This is a genomic window from Marinobacter sediminum (genome assembly GCF_023657445.1).
Taxonomy (GTDB): Bacteria; Pseudomonadota; Gammaproteobacteria; order Pseudomonadales; family Oleiphilaceae; genus Marinobacter; species Marinobacter sediminum_A.
In genome coordinates this window covers 3,523,976-3,543,136 of record NZ_JAGTWY010000001.1, presented here as the reverse complement: position 1 = coordinate 3,543,136, position 19,161 = coordinate 3,523,976, and the positions used below count along the sequence as shown (strand labels likewise).

The 19,161-nt window shown below is 57.6% G+C and carries 15 protein-coding genes; 6 read left to right on the top strand and 9 right to left on the bottom strand.

Annotated elements, in window-relative coordinates:
* Positions 1-76: 76 nt before the first annotated feature.
* From KFJ24_RS16560 to KFJ24_RS16550, 3 genes are all read right to left on the bottom strand, one after another.
* Positions 77-1,261 carry an acetyl-CoA C-acyltransferase gene (locus tag KFJ24_RS16560; protein ID WP_250832215.1) on the bottom strand — a complete coding sequence of 395 codons (1,185 nt, stop codon included), beginning with the start codon at positions 1,259-1,261 and terminating at the stop codon, positions 77-79.
* A gap of 171 nt (positions 1,262-1,432) precedes the next feature.
* Positions 1,433-3,526: a 3-hydroxyacyl-CoA dehydrogenase NAD-binding domain-containing protein gene (locus KFJ24_RS16555; protein ID WP_250832214.1), complete on the bottom strand. Its 2,094-nt coding sequence runs from the start codon at positions 3,524-3,526 to the stop codon at positions 1,433-1,435.
* 175 nt (positions 3,527-3,701) lie between these two features.
* The gene (locus tag KFJ24_RS16550) at positions 3,702-4,496 is read right to left on the bottom strand and encodes an IclR family transcriptional regulator (RefSeq protein WP_250832686.1); all 795 of its coding nucleotides are present in this window, start codon (positions 4,494-4,496) and stop codon (positions 3,702-3,704) included.
* A 307-nt stretch (positions 4,497-4,803) separates the two neighbouring features.
* On the opposite strand from KFJ24_RS16550, the gene KFJ24_RS16545 reads away from it, so the two are divergent.
* Positions 4,804-5,733 (top strand): 2-hydroxyacid dehydrogenase, encoded by a 930-nt coding sequence (locus KFJ24_RS16545; RefSeq protein WP_250832213.1) that lies wholly within the window; start codon positions 4,804-4,806, stop codon positions 5,731-5,733.
* 21 nt (positions 5,734-5,754) lie between these two features.
* Here KFJ24_RS16545 and KFJ24_RS16540 read toward each other — a convergent pair whose 3' ends face one another.
* On the bottom strand, positions 5,755-7,116 hold the full coding sequence (locus KFJ24_RS16540; RefSeq protein WP_250832212.1) for a hypothetical protein: 1,362 nt from the start codon (positions 7,114-7,116) through the stop codon (positions 5,755-5,757).
* A gap of 243 nt (positions 7,117-7,359) precedes the next feature.
* Between KFJ24_RS16540 and KFJ24_RS16535 the strand changes: the two genes are divergently transcribed.
* Positions 7,360-8,529 (top strand): acyl-CoA dehydrogenase, encoded by a 1,170-nt coding sequence (locus KFJ24_RS16535; protein ID WP_250832210.1) that lies wholly within the window; start codon positions 7,360-7,362, stop codon positions 8,527-8,529.
* Here the strand turns inward: KFJ24_RS16535 and KFJ24_RS16530 are convergent.
* The 4 genes from KFJ24_RS16530 to KFJ24_RS16515 all read right to left on the bottom strand — a co-directional run bounded on the left by KFJ24_RS16530 (position 8,502) and on the right by KFJ24_RS16515 (position 15,283).
* Entirely contained in the window at positions 8,502-8,822 is a 321-nt protein-coding gene (locus tag KFJ24_RS16530; protein WP_250832208.1) for a hypothetical protein, read from the bottom strand. The two genes, KFJ24_RS16535 and KFJ24_RS16530, sit on opposite strands and share 28 nt — an antisense overlap.
* Before the next feature lie 79 nt (positions 8,823-8,901).
* Positions 8,902-10,254, bottom strand: a complete 1,353-nt coding sequence (locus tag KFJ24_RS16525) for a DUF1329 domain-containing protein (RefSeq protein WP_434968041.1) — start codon at positions 10,252-10,254, stop codon at positions 8,902-8,904.
* Between the two features lie 40 nt (positions 10,255-10,294).
* Entirely contained in the window at positions 10,295-12,187 is a 1,893-nt protein-coding gene (locus tag KFJ24_RS16520) for a DUF1302 domain-containing protein (RefSeq protein ID WP_250832204.1), read from the bottom strand.
* Positions 12,188-12,307: 120 nt separating this feature from the next.
* Positions 12,308-15,283 carry a hypothetical protein gene (locus tag KFJ24_RS16515; protein ID WP_250832202.1) on the bottom strand — a complete coding sequence of 992 codons (2,976 nt, stop codon included), beginning with the start codon at positions 15,281-15,283 and terminating at the stop codon, positions 12,308-12,310.
* A gap of 282 nt (positions 15,284-15,565) precedes the next feature.
* Here KFJ24_RS16515 and KFJ24_RS16510 point away from each other — a divergent pair, with 282 nt between their 5' ends.
* The 4 genes from KFJ24_RS16510 to KFJ24_RS16495 are packed head-to-tail and all read left to right on the top strand — an operon-like array spanning position 15,566 to position 18,647.
* A complete protein-coding gene (locus tag KFJ24_RS16510; protein ID WP_250832201.1) occupies positions 15,566-16,153 on the top strand; it encodes an RNA polymerase sigma factor in 588 nt (195 codons plus the stop codon).
* Positions 16,125-16,826: an anti-sigma factor gene (locus KFJ24_RS16505; protein ID WP_250832199.1), complete on the top strand. Its 702-nt coding sequence runs from the start codon at positions 16,125-16,127 to the stop codon at positions 16,824-16,826. Before KFJ24_RS16510 ends, KFJ24_RS16505 begins: the two co-directional genes overlap by 29 nt.
* Positions 16,823-17,296: a hypothetical protein gene (locus KFJ24_RS16500; RefSeq protein WP_250832197.1), complete on the top strand. Its 474-nt coding sequence runs from the start codon at positions 16,823-16,825 to the stop codon at positions 17,294-17,296. The genes KFJ24_RS16505 and KFJ24_RS16500 overlap by 4 nt, the downstream gene beginning before the upstream one ends.
* Positions 17,297-17,312: 16 nt before the next feature.
* On the top strand, positions 17,313-18,647 hold the full coding sequence (locus KFJ24_RS16495) for a tetratricopeptide repeat protein (RefSeq protein ID WP_250832196.1): 1,335 nt from the start codon (positions 17,313-17,315) through the stop codon (positions 18,645-18,647).
* 215 nt (positions 18,648-18,862) lie between these two features.
* Here KFJ24_RS16495 and KFJ24_RS16490 read toward each other — a convergent pair whose 3' ends face one another.
* Entirely contained in the window at positions 18,863-19,015 is a 153-nt protein-coding gene (locus KFJ24_RS16490; protein WP_250832194.1) for a hypothetical protein, read from the bottom strand.
* Between the last annotated feature and the right edge of the window lie 146 nt (positions 19,016-19,161).

The following is a 19,161-nucleotide window of genomic DNA, read 5'->3' as shown; positions in this document are numbered from 1 at the left end:
CTCCTGACTCAGTCAAACACAGTCACGCCACAGGCGTTCTTGCCTGCCACCATATCATCGAAGGCCTGACCGGGGCTTAAACCACCTCAAAAAGACCTGCAGCACCCTGGCCACCGCCGATACACATGGTTACCACCACATATTTCGCACCGCGGCGCTTGCCTTCGATCAGCGCATGGCCAGCCAGGCGTGAGCCGGTGACGCCATAGGGATGGCCAACAGAAATAGAGCCGCCGTTCACGTTCAGCTTGTCCATGGGAATACCAAGACGATCGCGACAGTAGACCACCTGGGACGCGAAGGCTTCATTCAGCTCCCACAGATCGATGTCGTCCATTTTCAGGCCGGTACGCTCCAGCAAACGCGGGATGGCGAAGACCGGACCAATGCCCATCTCGTCCGGCTCGCAAGCGGCAACCGCAAAACCACGGAAGATACCCATGGGCTCAATGTTGTTCTTTTCCGCGTAAGTGCTGTTCATCACGGTACACACGGAGGCACCATCAGACAGCTGACTGGCGTTGCCGGCGGTGACAAACTGATCCTCACCACGCACCGGATTCAGGCCCTGAAGACCTTCGAGAGTCGTGTTCGGACGGTTGCATTCGTCACCGTTCAGGGTCACATCCTTCTGGCTTACCTCACCGGTTTCCTTGTCTTTCACCAGCATGGTCGCGTCGAACGGAACGATCTCGTCGTCAAATTTGCCCGCCTGCTGAGCCGCCGCCGTGCGCTGCTGGGAGAGCAAAGCGTACTCATCCTGCGACTCACGGCTGACGCCGTATCGCCGGGCCACGATATCCGCGGTCTCGATCATCGAAAGGTACAGTTCAGGCTTGTTCTTCATCAGCCAGTCATTGGTGGCGTGGAAGCTGTTGAGTTTGTCGTTCTGCACCAGCGAAATGGACTCCACACCACCGGCTACCATGGCCGGAACCTTCTCCGATACCACCCGCTGGGCCGCAATCGCAATGGACTGAAGGCCCGAACTGCAGAACCGGTTAATGGACAGACCTGCGGTGGTCACCGGCAAGCCAGCACGAATAGCCGCAAGGCGCGCCATGTTCTTGCCCTGGGCGCCTTCATGGAAGGTCGCACCGAGGATCACGTCTTCAACAATGTTCGGATCGATACCGGCACGCTCAACCGCATGCTTGATCACATGGCCGGCGATATCCACGCTGTGGGTATTATTCAGAGCACCCCGGTAGGATTTACCAAGGCCTGTCCGGGCCGTGGAAACAATAACTGCATCTGACATAAGACTTACCTCACCATAAAGATTTTCAGCCACCAAAAAACAGGAGTGTGGCCAGAGATATAACTGCGTTGTCTAGCAGGGCCCGGCGCGGGGAGTCTTTTCTGCCGGGCCCCCGCACCCAATCATCAGGCTACCCGGAGCCCACCATCAAACCGGCCCTTGCCAGTACCCTCAGAGCTCGCCGAAGGTCTTGCCCTCTGAAACCAGCCTCTTCAAAAGGGCCGAAGGCTTCCACTGCTCGCTACCGGTATCGTCGTAGTACTTCTCCACGGCATTCAGGATGGTGTCGAGACCGATCTGGTCCGCCCAGAACATGGGACCACCACGGTAAGCGGGGAAGCCATAGCCGTAGATCCAGACAATGTCGATATCCAGGGAACGATCGGCAATGCCCTCTTCCAGAATCTTGGCGCCTTCGTTAATCATCACATACATGCAGCGCTCCAGGATTTCCTGATCGGTAACCGCACGCGAGGTAATGCCCTGTTCCTTGCGGAAGTCTGCAATCAGCTGGTCCACTTCGGGATCCGGAATCGGCTTGCGACTGCCTTCCTCATACTTGTAGACACCCGCCATCGTCTTCTGGCCCAGGCGATTCTGCTCTGCCAGCTTGTCCATCCAGCTTGGCGCTACATCTTCTCCGGCATTCCGGCGCTCTTCACGAATACGGTAGCCAACATCAATACCGGCAAGATCCGACATGGCAAACTGCCCCATCGGGTAACCCAGGTCGGTCAGTACCTTGTCCACCTGCTGCGGAGTCGCACCTTCGTTAACCAGAGACATGGCTTCGGCACCACGCTTGTGCAGCATACGGTTGCCCACAAAGCCGTGGCAGTTGCCAACCAGCACACCGACTTTCCGAATCTTCTTGGCAACCGCCATAACGGTGGCCTTAACTTCGTCAGAGGTTTTGCTGCCACGAACATTTTCCAGCAACTTCATCACGTTAGCCGGACTGAAGAAGTGCATGCCCACTACGTCTTCGGGGCGTTTTGTGGCTGAAGCGATTTCATCGATATCCAGCGTTGAGGTGTTGGAGGCCAGAATGGCACCCGGCTTACACACACTATCAAGCTTGGCGAAGATCTCCTTTTTGATGGCCATGTTCTCGAACACCGCCTCGATTACCAGATCAGCATCCCGGAAATCATCGTAAGTCAGGCTGCCGTTGATCAGCGCCATACGATCTTCCACCTGCTGCTGGGTGATACGACCTTTCTTCGCCGAGTTTTCGTAGTTCTTGCGGATAATGCCGAGCCCCTTGTCCAGGGCTTCCTGTTTCACTTCAACGATAGTGACTGCGATACCGGCATTGGCAAAGTTCATGGCAATGCCGCCGCCCATGGTACCGGCGCCAATGATGCCCACACTGGTGACATCACGGACCGGCGTGTCTTTGGACAGTCCCTTGACCTTCGAGACTTCACGTTCGGCAAAGAAGGAATGGATCAGGCCTCCGCGTTGCGGCGAGTCCATACATTCCATAAACAGTTCGCGCTCACGCTTCATGCCGGCATCAAACGGCAGATTAAACGCAGCCTCGACCGCGTCCACGCATTTGAACGGGGAAAACAGGCCGCGGGCCTTCTTCTCCAGACCGGCACGGAACTGCTCGAATACATCGCTACCCTTATCGGCTTCAATCTTGTCGGTAAGATCCCGCACCCGGCGCACCGGTTTGCCTTCATCAGCAATTTTCCGAGCGAAACCCAGGCCAGCGGCACGAACATCACTGCCCTCTTCGACCACATCCACGATGCCAAGCGCGAGCGCGTCTCTGGCATCGACAAACTCACCGGAGGTAATCATTTCCAGGGCTTTCTGGGCGCCGGTGAGTCGCGGCAGCCGCTGAGTTCCGCCAGCACCGGGCAGCAGGCCAAGCTTCACTTCCGGAAGACCAACTTTCGCACTGCTCAGTGCAACCCGGTAATGACAGCCAAGCGCAGTTTCCAGACCGCCACCAAGCGCGGTGCCGTGAATGGCGGCAACAACGGGCTTGTCACTGTTTTCAAATTCCGCAACAACAGCAGAAAGCCCCGGCTCCTGCATCGGCTTGCCAAATTCGCGAATGTCAGCGCCAGCAATAAAGGTACGGCCTTCGCAAACCAGCAACAGGACTTTGGCGTCCGGGTCCTGCCGGCCTTGCTCGAGCGCAGCCACCAGACCAGAACGAACGGCATGACTGAGGGCGTTGACCGGCGGATAATCCACGGTGATCACGCCAATGTTGTCTTCCCGGTTGTAAGTTACGACCTCAGACATAATTCCTCCTCGCTTTATATGAAATGTAGTTTTAACAAGCGAAACATTGGAACGATTTAATACAAGTTGCTGACAGGTTTCAACCATCAATTAAAGACAGGCATAAAAAAACCGCAGAACGAATTCTGCGGTTTTTTGTACGCAAGCAATTACAGCAAGCGGGGCCTGGGGCTCATCAGACCCCCAGGGATTCAATGTCACTTGCCAGCATCGCCAGCTGGTGGGCGATGGATTCCCGCAGCTTTTCACCAGGCACCAGGTAGGAAGGCGCGGCACAGGTCAGCGCCATGATGGTGCCGTCCTGCAGGTGAATAGGCACGCCCGCAGAATTGATATTACGATCCCAATCGCCCAGGGAAAGGCAGAAGCCGTACTTATCGTAATCTTCCTTGGCACGCTCAAGGCCTTCTTTTTTCTCAGGCCAGCCTTCCGGACCATATTTCACGGCCATGGCATCTTCAATAACCTTACGCCCCTTCTCGGCAATCGCGCAGTAATAGGCGCGACCCGCAGAGGTTGTCGCCATGGGCAGTTTGAGGCCAATATCCATGCGCAGCAGGGAAGCTTCCGGCGGCAGGCGATTCTCCACGTAAATCATGTGCAGACGGTCCCGACAGGTCAGCCCGACGGACATGTTGGTCTGGCGTGCAAACTCGTCCATGTAGGGTTTGGCCAGCTGCCGCACCTTGAGATTGGAGACGTACGCATAACCCAGAGCCAACACACCGGAACTCAGCTGGTACTTTTCGAGCTGGGTGTTGTAGCTGAGATAGCCCAGCTTGGTCAGCGTATAGGTCATCCGTGAGACCGTCGGCTTAGGCAGACCGGTAATCCGGGCAATATCCTGATTACCCAGGATCACCGACCCCTGACTGAAGGCACGGAGGACATCGAGGCCCCGGGAAAGTGCTTCAACAAACTTGCGATCTTTCTCCGGCTTCACCGGTTCGCCGTCACCGGACGCAGCCATCAACTCCGGTGAGGTGGTTTTTGCTTCTGACATATAACGGCGTCCTCCAACAGCATCGCCCAATCCGATGTCCGGGATATAAGTCTCATGAATAGAAAAGATGAGGCATTTTAATCGTTGGTGAAATCAAGTACCACAAAGTCTTTTCAAAAATCGTGCCTGATGTGAAACACTTGACCTTTATGCTTCGAAAAAGCACCCATACCTCAGGACAGCAATCCGGATCTGCGGCTTTGATTCAGCACCCGGTTCTGCTTAGCGAAACATCATAATTAATTATTCATCGCGTTGCGATCCCGGAGGCCCAATGAAGGTCGTTTTTGTTGCTCAGGACCCGAAACCAGAACGCTGGACCGCGCCAATCCAGAAACTACTGCCGGGAGCGGAAGTGCACGCCTGGAATCCGGACGGCACTGCAATCGATGCCGACTACGCTATTGTCTGGCAGCCCCCGGCGGAACTCTTTGAGCGGGAGCAAAAGTTGAAGGCGATCTTTAACCTCGGGGCCGGGATTGACGGGCTTCTGACTGTCCCCAACCTTCCGCCCAACCTGACCATCGTGCGCCTTGAAGACGCTGGCATGTCAGTCCAGATGGCAGAGTACGTCCTGCATCAGCTCGTGGAAGCGAGCCGGGAAATGGAAATTTACCGGGAGCAACAGCGTGCAGGCACATGGAAAATTCACCGCCCGATCAAGCGCACGGACTGGCCCGTGGGCATTATGGGACTCGGCCAGATAGGCAAGCGGGTTGCCCGGACACTGGCAGATCTCGATTACCAGGTCTTCGGGTGGGCGCGTAGCGAACACCAGCTGGACAACATCACCACCTTTGCCGGCCGGCAAAATCTGCCGGATTTCCTGAAGCACACCCGCGTACTGGTGAACACCCTGCCGCTCACGGACGAGACCCGGAATATCATCGACTATGACGTACTTGCTCAGCTGCAGCCTGGCGCTGTCGTCATTAACGTGGGCCGTGGTGAGCATCTGGTGGACGAGGATTTGCTGAAGGCGCTGGATGACGGCCTGGTTGCCAGAGCGTCACTGGACGTCTTCCGTAAGGAGCCACTGCCATCGGACCATCCATTCTGGACCCGCAAAGACATCACCATCACACCGCATATTTCTGCCCGCACTCTGCGGGAGGAGACTCTCGAACAGATTACCGGGAAGATCCGGGATCACGCCAATGGCAGACCAATTACCGGCATTGTTGATACCTCCAGAGGCTATTGAGTCCCGCAAGTCTGCCGGCCCTTACCTCACGGCCGGCAGCAGCACCGCCTCGAACACCAGAAGCGCCAGTAGCAGCGGCACCGCGATCAGAACAAACACCCCATTCCAGCGAAACGCCACTACCCAGCGGGATACCTGGCCGAAACGGGACAGCAGCATGACCGAAGGCCCGAAAGGAGACAGCATCATGGCAAGGGAAAAACCGATCACCAATGCCACTGATATCAGCAATGGGTCCATACCTTCAGCAACCAGCCCGGGCAGTAATCCGGCCTGAATACTGAGGACGGTGATCGGAATAATACCGATCGCGGACAGTAACGGAAGCATCAGCATGCCTGTCGTCGCCAGCATCAGCACACCACCGGTTGAACTGACCAGCCCGCTCAGAACATCCCTCGGAATGATACTGGAAAGTGCCACCCCCAGAATCGCCGAGGCGGCAAAAATCGCCATTTCATTAATCATGCCCGAGACCTGTGAGGCAGTCTCCTCAAGCACGGTGCCCGGTGAACGGTCTTCCCAGCTGATATACAGAAGGGTAACCGCAGGGACAGCCAGCATCGCGGCCGCCGACACTTTCAGGCTGGTCAATGCAACCAGGCCAGCCATAACGGCAAAGACCAACAGCACGAGCAGTACCAGCTTCAGTGTACCCGCCGGCCAGTGCTCCAGCACAAGGCGTTCACTGCTGACCTGACGGAACCGACGGTGTTCCAGCAACCAGCCCACGCCGATCAATAAAACAGCGGCAACAACACCGAACGGAAGCAGCATCGACCAGCTCAACTCTGGCAACTCCCGGGTCAGGATGGCAACGGCCACACTGGTCGGTGCGACCAGGGGCACCAGGGCAAAACCTCTGAGGGCACTGATCAGAACACACCGCAACCATTGCAAACGCGACGAACCGGTCACGCCCCGCGCCCTGAGTGTCTCCGACAAGCTGCCACACAGCAGATTCATCATGCCGAAGCTAAGCACCGACGCAATACCACAGCTGACCAGGGCGTACTTCGGGTACAGCCAGACGGCACGACCACCCAGCAGCACATCATGAATCCGGCGCAGTACCTCAAAACGCCTCACCAGACATTGCATCATGCCCAGGCTGCCAAGAAAGGCCGCATAAAACGCAGCATCTCCCGACGCCTTGACCAACTGAGCCATACTCAGTTGGTCACCAACAGCCAACCAGGCCGTCACCACCAGAGACGCAAGCAGAAGCGCACGGGAATAACCCTGCAGACGACGGCCAGCCAGCAGGAAACAGCCCAGAAACAACACCCCCGCCACTGCACTGAGCGGTTTATTCGAGGCACACATAGCCACCAGTTCGAGCAAAACCGCAACGGGCAGCAACCAGCGCACCACTGCACTCATGGCATTACCGACCCAACGACCATTAACGTTGCTTGCATTTCCAACACACCCGGATTAGTCTTTTTGAGAACTCAATACAAAACTGTATTCCGCTATACGAAACTATAGTAACATTAATAACAAGGCAAGGCCGGCCTGACCATCAGCGATATGGATGTTATCGAGATTAACGAAGTGATTGCCAGGGCATTGCTGCTGTGATTGAACGGGCTAACAACTGATTTTATAACGAGGAGAAACACCATGGCTTCTGCACCCTGGGATGACCTGCTGCAATTAGACAGACAACTGGATGAGACCGAGCGCCAGGTTCGCGACAGCATTCGCAGCTTCTGTGATCAGCGACTGATGCCGGGCATCACCGAGGCCAACCGCCATGAAAAGTTTGACCGCAACCTCTTTAACGAGATGGGCGAACTGGGCATGTTGGGCGCCACCCTGCCAGAGGAATACGGTGGCCCCGGCCTGAACCACGTTTGTTACGGTCTGATCGCCCGTGAAGTGGAGCGGGTAGATTCCGCCTATCGCTCAGCGCTGAGCGTGCAATCGTCGCTGGTGATGCACCCCATCCATGCCTTTGGCCAGGAGGCCCTGAAAAAGCGCATTCTGCCCAAGCTGGCCTCTGGTGAAATGGTCGGCTGCTTTGGCCTGACCGAGCCCAACCACGGCTCTGATCCGGCGGGCATGGAAACCCGCGCCAAGAAAGTTGACGGTGGCTACCTGCTGAGCGGCTCCAAGACCTGGATAACCAACTCTCCGATCGCGGATATCTGCGTGGTCTGGGCCAAGCTGGACGGCAAGGTCAACGGCTTTGTGATTGAGCGTGAGGGCGCCAAGGGGCTGGACACTCCCAAGATTCCGGGCAAGTTCTCCCTGCGTGCATCCGACACCGGCTCCATCTTTATGGATGAGGTATTCGTACCGGACGAAAACAAACTCGAGGTAGAAGGTTTGAAGGGACCGTTCAGCTGTCTCAACAAAGCCCGGTTTGGCATTAGCTGGGGCTCCCTCGGTGCTGCGGAATTCTGCTGGCACGCGGCCCGCAACTACACCCTGGAGCGCAAGCAGTTCGGCAGACCCCTGGCTGCCAACCAGTTGATCCAGAAAAAACTGGTGGACATGCAGACCGAGATCACCCTCGGGCTGCAAGCGGTATTGCAGTTGGGCCGTATGATGGATGACAGCACGGCAACACCGGATGCCATTTCACTGCTCAAGCGAAACAACTGCGGCAAGGCACTGGATATCGCCCGGGTTGCCCGCGACATGCATGGCGGCAACGGCATTGCGGACGAATATCATGTAATCCGGCACGTCATGAACCTGGAGGCCGTGAATACCTACGAAGGCACCCACGATGTTCATGCCCTGATCCTGGGTCGTGGTCAGACCGGCATCGCCGCTTTCAGCTGAACCCTGGGCGCTCCGGGGCTCAATGCCAAAAGGTCTGCACAGAACTGGCAGCCTGGCTCATGACACTCAGCAACGGAATGCTGCAGGAAATCCCGGACGAGCTTTGGCTCACCCTGCCTGAGCCGCCCGGAACAAATGGCAACGTGACGATACAGTCCCTCGACCGCTTCCAGACTTGAACTGTAAGGTCCGAGTTCGGGAATTTCCCGGGTTCGGACCAGCCACTCGCCATTTCGGAAGACCAGCCGCCGTTCGACCTCGAACAGCAGTGTGGCTTGCATAAGCTCCAGCATGACCTCTCCTCCTTTCCAATGGCCCGGCCCGGTCCCCGTCAATGACGGCCCCCGGGCCGAGTCCCTCTCGATAGATGCCTTAGCGAACACCGGCCCTGCGAAGTGCTGAGGGCGTGTACTCCCGTGAACTCCGCTCGGTGCCATACTCGTAGGGTGTGTCCTCCTCATTGGTCATACCCATTACCAGATAGCGATCTGACAGCAGGTCATAGAGGGTTTCGAAGGCGTAGGCGGGGATGTTGGCGTCGTAGATCTGCATGGCATGAGCTTCTGCAACCCGCCACAGGTTGCCCCGGCCATCGTAATGATCCACCAGTGCGATCTGCCAGGTGTCCTCATCCAGGTAGAAATCCCGCACTTCGTACACATGGCGCTCTTCATCCTTGAGGGTCGCCCTGACATGCCAGACCCGGTGCAGTTCGTAACGCGCCAGCTCCTGGTCTATGTGCCCGGGCTTGATGATGTCGTCGTATGACAGCTCGCCACTGGCGAGACGGTACGAGTTATACGGGATGTACATTTCTTTCTTGCCGACCAGCTCCCAGTTGTACCTGTCGGGGGCGCCGTTATAGAGATCCAGGTTGTCCGAGGTGCGCTGGCCGTCTGAGGCGGTACCCGGGCCATCATAAGCAACATTCGGTGCCCGGCGAACCCGACGCTGGCCGGAATTATAAAGCCACGCCCGGCGCGGCTCTTTCACCTGGTTGATGGTCTCGTGCACCAGCAGGACGTTCCCGGCCAGTCGCGAAGGCGCGGTAATCGCCTGCTTGAAATAGAACATCACATTCGGGTCGTCGGCAGGATCGTAGTCCTTCAGTGCAACGCGCTCGGTGAACGACTCGGTGAACTTCACCGGGCTGAAATCACCGTTGGGTTGCGGAGTCACCTGCGCCACGTTGCGTGTAAACGAGCCACCCCGGTAACGGGTAATGTGGTTGAAGATCGCCTCCAGGCCGTTCTCGGGTATCGGGAATGGCGTTGCGGTCTGATAGTTCTTCAGACCGTTGCCACTTTCAACCAGTTCCACCCTGGTGGCATTTTCCATGGTCTGCTGTTGCACCGCTTCCGGATAGGTCGCAGTCCGGCGGGTCTGGTAGACGGGGAGGAAGTAATCATCGTGGGACCTGATCATAGCAACCTGGCCAGGACTCAGATTATCGGCGTACTGTTCCAGATTGCTCTGATCAATGCGGAAAAGCTCCTGATCACCGGAGAACGGATCGACATAACGACCGTCACCCTGATAACCGGCCGGGGCTTCAGCCAGACCGCCGTCCCAGGCCGGAATGGCATCGCCGTTGCCAGCCTTTTCCGCGCCCATCGGGGTCAGGGTGTCGCCCAGTTTGGCCGCTTCTTGCGGCGATACCGCGGCAACCGCAGACCCGGAGGCCAACAAGGCACTGGCCACAGCGCCATACATAAGGTTTCTCATCGTGTTCATGGAGAATCGCTCCTGTCAGGTCAGATGTTCGTTAAAAGGAATAGGAAATGGAGGCGGCGATAAAGTCCCGGTCATTGGTAACGTTGTAATCGCCGCCGAAGTAATTGGTGTAACTGATGTTCGCCTTGTAGGCGTTCTGGTACGTAGCTTCGAGGCCCAGTCCCAAGGACTTGTTGCCTTCTTTAAAGTTGCCACCGGGATCCGGCGCATACCCTTTCACATCGTGGGTCCAGAACAGTTTTGGTCGCAGATTCACGCCCGCCACTGCATCGGGATAGTCCCAGACAAACAGGGTCCGATAGCCCCAGGAGAAAGACGTGGTGAAGCCGTCACCGCGGCAGTTGCTGGCGTTAATGTTGAGGCGCGGATTGTCGTCAGTGCCCTGGCTGCAGTAATCGCCGGTGAAATTTGCGCCATCCAGCGGAACCGGGCCAACACCGTAGATACCGGAGCGGCCGTAACGAGCCTCAGACTTGCCGGGCAATTCGTGAATGTAGGTCGCACCGATCTCGCCAACGATGATGAAGCGGGCTGCGCCCATCACGCGGTCAATAAAGTGAATTGCGGTCGCCTGGGCCTGGGAGACCTTGAAGCGGTCATAACCATCCACAGCGTCGCCTGCATAGTTACCGCCCCTGGCCCGCTCGCGCTGTTCCAGTTTGCTGACCACCTGGCCGTCCGGGCCGCGCTGCTGAAGCCCCCCATAGATCAGCTCAAACGTGTTCCACTGGATCGGCATGTTCGGGCGAAAGCTGTATTCCGCGCCCAGTGAGGTGCCGGTGGGCAGTGTGGTGTTGATACTCATACCTAAAAGGTCGATGCCCTTGGGGTACTCGATGAAATAACTCGGGAAGCGGGAAAATGGCTTGCTCGGGTCGTTGAACTGGTTTGCCTCTGGCGACTCCGGGTTATTAACCACGCCACTGATGTAGGGCAAGCGGCTGTGATAACGGGTGTAAAACAGACCGAGTTCGGCATCCAGGTCGGTCACAAACCAGCGGGCGGCAACGCCGAACTGATCCTTGTCACCGGGTTCCCTGTCACCCAGTCGGGGAGAGACAAATCCCTCGGCCAGCGCCTGGGAGTCCGGGACCTGGCCGGCGAGCAGAACCGGTCCGCAACCATCGGCGGCAACATCGGCCGAAGAGAAGAACGTGCCACAATCATCGATCCGGAATGGCTGCCAGTCGGTTTGGACAAAGGCTTCGATAGTCACTTCCGGCGTAATGCCAACCGAGGTGTACAGCATCTCGACCGGCAGAAGTACGTCCTTCAGTTCCGCACCCGGAGCCCGGAAGGCCGGAACGTCAATCGGATTCACCGCGTTGATGCCGCCAAGAATAAAGGTGCTTTCGCCCCAGTTGGCTACCTGACGACCATAACGAATGGACACCGGGGTATCGCCAAAATACCAGTCGGTGAAAACGTAGGCGTCAAGCAGGTCTGCTCCCGCCGCATTGTCCCTGGCCTCCTCATTCAGCTCACGGCGCTGGCCCACTGGATCCACAGCCCGGGGATTATCCTTGAGCTCGTAGTCATAGTAATAACTGCCGCGCACCAGAGCACCAACGCGGGTCAGGGTGTCACTGTCCGGCGCATAATCCAGGAACAGTTCACTGCGACCGCGAAGGATCTGGGAGTACGGCTCACCCTTCTCAAAATTCAGGTTGCCGTCATCGAAGTTATTAGAGGATGCCCCCGTGTCACTGAATGCAAACTCCTGACCCAGGTTACCCTGTGAGATCAGGTCCTTGTCCTGGTCTTCGAGGCGGTAGGCGATGCCGGCAGTCAGGGTAGTGCTGAATGAGGCATCAATCTCGTAGACGTCGAAGTCAAAAGCCAAAGCCGACGTGGAAAGGCAGGCCAGTTGCAACGCCAGTGCCGGGCGAGCCAGCCTGGACAATGTGGAGTTTCTTGTTGTCATTGCGTTTGCTCCGCAAGTTTTAGGCAAAGCCTCCCCGTGTGGCGAGGCTAACGCCATGATTTACTTAATATCAGAGGGAATTCGGGTGGCACCCCGGTTGCCCGGGATGCCGGATCGGGATCAGATCGGCAGACCACCATCCACGAGACCACCACCGGATTGGTCCCCGCCGCCGTCACCACTTGAACCACTACCATCGCCGGAATCGGTACTGCCCTCGGCCGAGCAGTCGGTACCGGATGCATCCGCATCCTTGACGACGCAGGGATTGTTGACCGTGACCGGATCGTCCCCGGTAAACAGCGTCAACATCTGGAAAACCATTTCGTCGAAGACGGCTCGGGAGGAGAAGCTATCCGCGCTCTTCTGGCCAGCAGAAATCGGGTTGCCGTGGGAGCCTTCCAGATAGCGGGTAATGTAGGGCGAGCCTGCAGCCAACGGAGTGGACTCGGCTGCCATGGCCGCGGCCAATGGATCCGTTCCCGCCAGTGGCATGTTCTCGCCCTGGATCACAAAACCGGTTTCCGGAATTGTGGTTGCCAGCGGTCCGAGCGGGTACAGCAGAGGGTCTGCGGCGTTGGGGACCGTGTCGTCCGTAGGACGGCCAGCGTCATCGGAAACCCCGACAATCTCAGTCAGCAGTATCTGCTCAGAGTCGTATAGGGGTGCGAAGGCGGTGGGATCGGCAGAATCCAGCAAGCCCTGGAAGACATTGAAATAGATGTTTAGCTCGGTCCGGCCCTGAGCCAGAACACCATCGGAGGCTGCATCAAGGCCTGGCAACACACGCGGCGCGATGGACGGTGAGTTCTCCACCAGGCGGGTGAAGCCTCCCCCGGTATTCAGGAAGTTGGACGCCGTAACCGGATGGAGGTCGGTATTACCCGCATCGATTGCCGCATTGTTGACATGGGGGAAGGCGGCGCCTCCCATGCCACTCAGGGAATGGGTCAGGAAGTAGACCCGGTTCGGATCCAGGTTCAGTGTCTGGGGGCAATCCGCGCACGCGTTGATCGCATCCTCAATAGCCTGCAGCGACGCGTTCACATTCAGCAGATCGAGAGCACCCTGGCGCATGTTGTCGCGGGTGTTGGCGTAGTTGGCGAAGTTCAGAAACAGGCTGCCGGATTCCGGCGCTTCCAGCTCCCCGGCAGGCACGGCGTCGAGGTTCGAATCCGCGGCAAAACCGAAATGACGCTCCGTGGCTTCCGCCGAGGCGCCGTCCTGGGACGTGATGGGGTTAAGACCAACGGTGCCCTCACCAAAGATGCCGTGCAGTGGCTGATCGATACCAATGGTCACAAAACAGTCGTGACCGTTGGCGGGGTCCGCGCAAAGCAGCCCGGCTGCCGTCGCCATGGGCAAGATGGCGGAGCGGTCGGTGGTCACGGCATGTTGATAGATGATAACCGGATACCCGTTTACGGGCTGCTGGCCGGCAATGGTCAGGTTATCGGTATCCGGGGCCGCAACGACAAGTGGCACGGTGGTATCAGCGACCTTGCCCGCGAACGGGAACCGGTAAGTGATCCGGTCAGAGGGCGCCGCACTGAGGGAGGCGTCGTCCGAGAAATCGGCCGGCACCCAGCTTTCGCTCTGCAGCCTGGAACCGTCGCCCTCGGCTGGCACGGCCTGAAAATAGGGCAGGGTAATCTCGCCCTCGTAGACATGAATATTCAGGGGCGTACCGGCCACTTCCTGTGCCAGCGCCTCGTTGACATCGCCTCCATCACGCTGGCTGAACACGTTAACCGGGCGAGGCTTGGGCGTATCGACCACCGTCTCGGCGGCAGCGGCCAGAGTCTGGGCCTGGCTATCAACATCCATACTGGCGTCGGTTGCCAGGGCAGTCGCCACCTGAACCATATGCGCGATGCGGCGATCGGCCTCGGCATCCGCAACAACATCGCCATACCGAACGGTGGTTCCATTGCCGTTGGCGTCCATCAGAATGGTTGCCAGATCTTCGTCATACAGGCGGAAACCCGGGTCTGTCAGAGTGGCGTAAAGCGCCGAGTTAAGGCTGGACTCTTCATCGCTTGCGCCCTCACCCAGAGGCTGGTCACTGAGGTTGTAAACGCCACCCACCAGCTTGCCGAGTTCCTGCTGGCGCTGGGCAGTAGCCAACATGGAACGGTAATAGGTAACCGGTGCGGCGTTGGCAAGAATCACATCCTCCACCGCTGTAGTGGTGATCGCGGTGGTGTAAACCACATCGTCAAAGCCGGAGGTGAAACCGGTTGCCTCGGGAAATTCCCTCTTGAAATCAAAGTAATCGGCGGCCAGGTTTCGAGCCGGCAGCATAGCATCCCGGAACGGCTGAAAGCCGGCATTCGACAGTGTCTGTGCCGGGTCGGCGACAGACTGATAGGCCGGTGAGCCAACCAGCGGCTCGCCATTGGCATCAACAAGGTCGTTGGTCAGGGCCAGAACATACTGTGTTTTTGCCGCCAGAGGCGTCAGGGGCAATACCCGGACGAGGTTGTTCAGCCCGCCGTCGATGTCCAGCAGTTCAACCCGGACCTTCTCCGCCAGCAGGTCGCTGAAGATGGCGTCAGCGGCTGTGGTATCACCCTGCTCCCGCAGGCGCAGTGCCTGACGATAACGGGCCGCAGGCGTCAGGCCCGGTGCTTCCGCATCCAGCGGCTGAAGCGCATCACCACCGGCATACTCAACAGGGATCAGGAACACATTCTGATCGGGATTCGGCACTACCTGGCCATCGACTTCGACAAAATCACGGGCATCAAGGGTCTGCTGGTCATCAAGGCTGGCGCTGATCTTGATATCAATGGGCGCCAACACTGAAGCACCGTCCAGGAATCCGATGCCCTGGGTCACCGGATTGGCGGGATCGGTGCCGTTCAGCATGGTGCCATCGTCAACTTCGCTCAGGAAAAACAGGGCATCGCTTGGAATGACGAACTCGGTTTCCAGCGGATCAAACAACGGGTGGGTGCCGCGCTCAATCAGACCACTATTGATCTGATAGTCGGGGCTGGCATTCTTCTGAGTCTGGCTGCTGCTGTCCAGACAGCCTGTCAGACCTACTGCGGCTGCCGATAGGGCAGTGAACAATACGTTGCGAATAAGCATACTCTGTCACCTTTTGGTTTCTTGTAGTTCGGCATGTCCATCGCCTTTAGCTGCCCTCCACGTAGGTCTAATTGCGAAGGTTCCAAAGTCGCAGGGTAATTTTCCAAAAAAATTGGCAGCAGGAATTTAAGCCGCTGATTTATAGACATTATTTTCCGTTCTTTTTTTTACAATCGCGACATACCCGCCGACTGCGTGCGCTGGTAGACTAGAAAATATGATAAAAATCAGAAAAGTCCTGAAGCACTCTCACAGTGCAAGGTGATTATCAGGGGTACTCATTTGGCCTTGCTTCCGTTTCGCCAGTCCAAGTCAAAACGTTTTGAACGCCTGGTCTATCCGCATCTGAGACCACTGCATACCTTTGCCTACCGGTTGACCGGCAGCCAGCACGATGCCGAGGACCTGGTTCAGGATGTGGTGACAAAGCTGTTCCCGAAAGTGGACGAACTGGAGCGTGTTGACGAACTTCGCCCCTGGTTGCACCGGGTTCTGTATCGACAGTTTGTGGACAATGTGCGCAAGCGCCCAGCTGGCCGCGAAACCAGCGCCAGTGCACTGGACCGGCCGGATCAGCAGACCTCATTTCTGGAAACCCTGCCCGGGCCTGAACTTGACCCCATGACCCATACTGACAACCACAGGCGAAGTGCGATCCTGCGTCGGCTGGTCGGCGAACTGCAGCCTGACCAGAGAACCCTGTTGCTACTGCACGACTCCGAGGGCTGGCGCCAGGAGGACATTTCCGAGGTTCTGGATGTGCCGTTAGGCACCATAAAATCCAGACTGCACCGGGTGCGTGCCCTGCTCCGGACAAAATTGCAGGAGGAAATGGAACCTTTTGAAGAGCAACAACGTGGCTGCCAATGAGGTGAATGCAATGAACTGCAGTGAATTCAAAAACAATGTGGATGCCTTGGCGGCCGATGAAATTACTGAGGCCACCCTGAGCCAGATGCGCGGGCACGCCGCATCCTGTGATTCCTGCGCCGAGGCCCTTTCGACAGCGACTTTTATTGCCCGGCAGATTGCCGACGACCGCACTCCCGAACCCGATTTTGATTTTGAGGCCCGGATTCTTGACCAGGCCATGGGCAAGACTCACACCGGCCGGCAGCGTCGCTGGGGCACGCCTGTCTGGGGTAGCGCGGTGGCCGCAGCGCTGGTGATCGGCGTGTTCATTGGCGCCCAGTTCACCCAGACATCGCAAACCGGCACAGAGTTCGCCGGAGAGGCAGAGCCTTTAGCGCTGGAAGCCTCGGACTCAGCCCAACAGACGGTTCGGCTTGCGTTCACGTCAACCGAAGCACTGAAGGACGTGACCCTGACCCTGGAACTGCCACCCAACATGGAGCTGACACCGTTTCCCGGACGACAGCGGGTTAGCTGGAAGGTGAACCTGAAGCCCGGTGACAACCTGCTGGCACTGCCGGTGAACATACTATTCCCGGGTGAGGGTACGCTGGTCGCGCATCTTGGCGAGGGCAAAAAACGCAAAACCTTCCGAACGGATATTGGCAAGCAAACGGAACCATCGTCATGAACCCAAATACCCCCAGACAATGTCGATTTGCCTGGATACTGCTCTCTGGCTTTTGCCTGGCGCCAGCGATGGCGTTGGCGGAAGACGATTACAACGTAACCATGAGAATGGTTGCGGATGAAGAGGCGCTGGACAACGCTTTTGTCCAGGAAATGCAGATACCGGAGTCGGTCAACGACCTGAGTGACACCGAAAGCCCGGACCAACTGGATGCCAATGAGCTATCCAATGAGGCCTGGGATCTCGAAGAAGGTGTGTCCTCGCAGTCCCGCGAGACCCGTGATGCATTCGGCACCGAGCTTCCCGGCGAAGACCTGCTTGAAACACCGATAGCCGGGCAACCGGGTACGGACCTGCCAGGGATTGAACTGCCGGGTACAGAATTACCGACAGATGGTGACCTGCTGAATCCCGACCTGGACGTGCTCAACAACAGCCAGTCCACGCTCGATAACGTAACCAATCAGTAGCCGCGGAAATACTGGAGTGGCTCGAGGAAAAGTGCGTTTGTTCCACCGACTGATCACGATCCTGCTGGTTTGCCTCTGCGTTCAGTTCGCCAACGCGGGTCAGGCCAGCGCTTCGTCATCGCCGAAGCAGAAATTCAGGGCTGGTATCGAAGCCTTCCAGAACAACAACCTGGAGCGCGCCCGTGAGTTACTGGAGGCCGCCGCCGAGAGCATGGAGTCGCGGGCACTTACCTATAACCTCGGTGTCCTCTACTTCAAGATGAAGGACTACAGCAGCGCCAAGGGCATGTTTCAGCAGTTGCTTTCCTCACCCCAACGGGCGCTGGCGTTTTACAACCTTGGGCTGATTGCGCTGGCCCAGGATCAGACCGAAAAAGCTCGTGGGGCATTTCGCGAAGCGGCGCTGGCAAGCCGTGAGGACAACCTGTCCAAGTTGGCCCGAGGCCAGCTTGCCAAGCTGGGTGCGCCACCGGCACCCGACCGATGGCAAGCCCTGCTCTCGCTGTCGGCGGGATACGACGACAACATTGCCCTTTTCCCTGACAGCGTTGCCAGCTCCCTGGGCGGCGCTTTTCTCGAGTCGGTCAACGCACTCTCCGGCTACCCGTTTCGCTCCGGTGACCAGGCCATCAAAACGGATCTGCAACTTTATGGCCGTGAGTATAAAAAGCAGGATGACTTCAACACCCACCTGGTCCGCCTTAACGTTGCCGGCGTCCATTCCCCCGGCAGCTATCGGCTGAGTCTCGGGCTGGGTGGCGACCAGCTCTGGCAGGGCGGGCAGTCTCGGGAACAACGCGCACGCGTCAGTTCCACTTTCCAGAAATCAGATTGCGCCTTCAGCACCGAAAACGCCTACTGTTTCGTCTCTCTCGATGCAGAACAGGTGGCCGCCGCGGACCGTTACCGGGCCTATGACGGCCAGCACTACCGGCTGACCACCCGCTATAAGGCGCGACTGGATTCATGGCGGGCAAGCCTGAAATACCGGCTGGACTATGACGATCGCCGGAATATCGATACCGGCACTGAGTATTTCAGCGTTTCTCCGCTCGGCCAGACCCTGGCAGTGAGAGCCGGATACGCCGTTACCGCCTCCCTGGAACTCGGCACATCTGCCAGTTACCGCTTCAATTATTACCGAACCCCCCATCGACTGGAGGTTCCGGAGGGCCTATGGATTGTCCGCCGGGAAGATAACCGGCTGACTTTCTCGATTGATGGCGAGTACCGGACAAACAACACCGTTTCAGTGCTGCTGCACATGCAGCTGGTTCAAAACAACAGCAATATTGCTCGCTACGACTACAATCGGCGAACGGCCACGCTGGGCGTAGCCGTTCGCCTCTAGCCCTGTCACCCATGGAGGGTATGCCGGGGCAAATCGAACCGGTGACGTCTAAAAATTCCCCTGCACAACGTTTACGATTTCCGAAAACGAAGACGCGCGATGCTCGAGATCAATGGGAATATGCAGTTTCTCGACAAGCTGGCCGGCCGAGATCATGCCACGCAGGTATTGTCGCCTTCGCGGTAACGATCGTCATCCACAACCAGGATGTACTCCTAATGCACGGCCCGGAAAGTACTGACCAGATCACCCACCGTTGCCCGACACAGGTCCTTGTAATGAGTAGCCGGCAGACCGAATTCCCCTGACGGCGAATCCCCGGAAGAATCCAGAAGCGCGAACTGGAATGACGTGGAAAGTGCTGGCACAGCCGCTACCGCCCGAGCACCAGATTCGCAGTGCGGTATCTTATGATCTCTATATTCCGCTGAGCAGTACCCATTTTTGCATTCTCTTCTACCAAAAAATGCGGGGCGCCCAATAGGGCCATAAAGCCACCTTTCGGAAAGTCGGT

Bases quoted from the DNA above. Each gene is read 5' to 3' on its own strand.
- KFJ24_RS16560 (WP_250832215.1), bottom strand. From the start codon at position 1,261: ATGTCAGATGCAGTTATTGTTTCCACGGCCCGGACAGGCCTTGGTAAA.
- KFJ24_RS16555 (WP_250832214.1), bottom strand. From the start codon at position 3,526: ATGTCTGAGGTCGTAACTTACAACCGGGAAGACAACATTGGCGTGATC.
- KFJ24_RS16550 (WP_250832686.1), bottom strand. From the start codon at position 4,496: ATGGCTGCGTCCGGTGACGGCGAACCGGTGAAGCCGGAGAAAGATCGC.
- KFJ24_RS16545 (WP_250832213.1), top strand. From the start codon at position 4,804: ATGAAGGTCGTTTTTGTTGCTCAGGACCCGAAACCAGAACGCTGGACC.
- KFJ24_RS16540 (WP_250832212.1), bottom strand. From the start codon at position 7,116: ATGAGTGCAGTGGTGCGCTGGTTGCTGCCCGTTGCGGTTTTGCTCGAA.
- KFJ24_RS16535 (WP_250832210.1), top strand. From the start codon at position 7,360: ATGGCTTCTGCACCCTGGGATGACCTGCTGCAATTAGACAGACAACTG.
- KFJ24_RS16530 (WP_250832208.1), bottom strand. From the start codon at position 8,822: ATGCTGGAGCTTATGCAAGCCACACTGCTGTTCGAGGTCGAACGGCGG.
- KFJ24_RS16525 (WP_434968041.1), bottom strand. From the start codon at position 10,254: ATGAGAAACCTTATGTATGGCGCTGTGGCCAGTGCCTTGTTGGCCTCC.
- KFJ24_RS16520 (WP_250832204.1), bottom strand. From the start codon at position 12,187: ATGACAACAAGAAACTCCACATTGTCCAGGCTGGCTCGCCCGGCACTG.
- KFJ24_RS16515 (WP_250832202.1), bottom strand. From the start codon at position 15,283: ATGCTTATTCGCAACGTATTGTTCACTGCCCTATCGGCAGCCGCAGTA.
- KFJ24_RS16500 (WP_250832197.1), top strand. From the start codon at position 16,823: ATGAACCCAAATACCCCCAGACAATGTCGATTTGCCTGGATACTGCTC.